At 69.9% G+C, this 2,144-nt stretch carries 1 protein-coding gene; it reads right to left on the bottom strand.

What is annotated here, in order from left to right; genetic code table 11:
• Positions 1–2,144, bottom strand: a 2,144-nt coding sequence (locus tag MT347_RS17980; RefSeq protein WP_243502723.1) for an immunoglobulin-like domain-containing protein, incomplete at both ends; no start/stop codon positions are given.

The raw sequence follows: 2,144 nt of genomic DNA, 5'->3' as shown, positions 1-2,144 counted from the left end.
TCGTTGGCCTTGAAGATCTCGGGACCTTCGACCTCGGGGGTGCCGGCGGTGCGGCCGATGCACGTGTCGATGAGAGACCAGGCACCGGATGCCGTGGTCCCACGGAGGTTCGTCGACTTCTGCCCGAGGATGTCGGAAGACGCGCAGCCGCTGGTTTGCGTGGCCTTGGTGAACCGGTAGTAGGTGTCACCCTCCTTCAACACAGTGGAGTCGATGAGTCCTCTGCCCACGTTCAACCCGGGCACATCAGCCGACTTGAACCACGGCTGGGGAGTGGTGAAGTCGCGGAAGTCACGTGTCGTCGAGAGGAGGATCTGCGCCCCGTTGCCATCGGGGGTGTTGCGGGCGGCTCCGTCGGTGAACAGCGCTGACGTCCAGTAGACGGTGTAGGCCTCGATGCTCTCGTCGTAGATCGCCTCCGGGGCCCAGGTCATGCCCGCGTTGGGCAGGTTGACCTCGATGTGACGCTGCTCGCCCCAGTTGACGAGGTCGGTGGACTCCCAGATCTCGAGAAAGCGACTGCCACGGTTCATCGAGTCGCCCCAGCCGGAGGTCCCGACCGAGAGATCGGTGGCGAGGAGGAAGAACCGGTCGCCTTCCTTGGACCGCAAGATGAACGGGTCGCGAAGACCCGTCGTGCCCTTGGTCGAGCTCAGGACCGGTTGTGCATCGTTCAGGGTCTTCCACCGCAGCGAGTCGTTACCGTCGGAGGTGGCGAAGCGGATCTTCTCACCCTCGATGTTGTCGCCGGTGAAGTACGCGAAGAGATAGGCGTCCAGGTCGCCGGCGGCGACGGGCGCCGCGGCGGGAACAGTACGTGTGAGTGTTCGCGCGACCGGTGCGGCGCCGGGGACGGTGACGGTGGCGGTCAGGGTGACCTGCGTGTCAACGGCGGGGCGTGTGACGGCGCCCTTGGCGACGACGTTCGGGGCGGTGCCCTTGTCGGTCGTGGAGATGATCGTCTCGTTCGACGACGCCCACGTGATGGCGGCGTTCGCCGCGCCCGTGCGCGTGGCGGTGGCTGTGACGTCGGCACCGGTCGTCGGCAGAGTGATGCTGCCGCGGATGGGTCCGGCCAGGGCGGCGTCGGCGGCGAGGCCGTCGGCGACGGCGCGGGCCAGCTCGGCCTGCGCGCTGTCACCCTGGGCGTACGCGGGCACCTTCACCGTGATGGCCGAACCGGCAAGCGCGGCACCCCCATGGGTGGCGGTGGGCGTCAGGGTGACCGTGGCGTCGCCCGAGCCTGCGGTGGGGCGGACGACCGCTCCGGTGCTACTGACGACGCCGGGGTTGCTGGAGGTCCACGTGATGCTCGACCCGCCCGTACCGGTGGTCGGCAGCGTGAGGTCGGAGGTGACGTTCGAGGTGTCGCCGAGCGAGACGGCGGCGTCGCCGCGCGCGATGCTCGCGTGCACGTCGTTTTCGGTCTGCTGCAGCTGGCTGGCGGTGAGGGCGGAGGTCCACACCTTCACGTCGTCGATGGCGCCGGCCCAGTAGGCATCCGGTCCGTAGAACGACTTGCCGAGGTAACCCGAGAACGTCGAGCTGCCGATCGCCGCAGACGCGTTGTACGTGGTCGCGGCCTGCCCGACCAGGGCACCGTCGAGGAAGGTCTGGACGGTCTTGCCGCCGGTGACGACGACCGCCATGTGCACCCAGCGCGAAGCGGCGACCGGCGCGGTGCCGGAGGCGCGCACCTCGGAGCCGTTCTTGATGGCGCCGTAGCCGGAGGTGCCGCACTGCGTGGTGGCCAGGATGTGGGCGTTGACACTGGATCCGAGTGTGAACGGCCAGGTGCACTGCGGCGCGCCGCTCCAGCGGATCCACGCCGACATCGTCACGTCGGTCGTGCCCGCCGGGATCAGACCGGGGGCGATTCGGACGTGGGGTGCGGCGGCGGAGCTGGCGCCGCCGGGAAGCGAGAGCGCCCGGTCGCCCGTGGCGCCGCTCGGACCCGCCGTGCTCGACGCGCCGCTGTTGACGACGGTTCCGGGGTGGCCGCCGGGGGCGGCGTCGGCGATCACGGCGCCATCGGTGGGGCTCGCGTCGATCTGGTCGAAGGTGTACTCGAGGACCGGCGCGGGCACCGTCTCGGCGGCGATCGCCGCGGACGCGGGAGCGAGGAGCGCTCCCAGGCACGCGGC

Source organism: Microbacterium sp. VKM Ac-2923, from assembly GCF_022815605.1.
Taxonomy (GTDB): Bacteria; Actinomycetota; Actinomycetes; order Actinomycetales; family Microbacteriaceae; genus Microbacterium.
The sequence above is the reverse complement of the archived record's forward strand: the minus strand, read 5'-3'. Positions and strand labels throughout refer to the sequence as shown.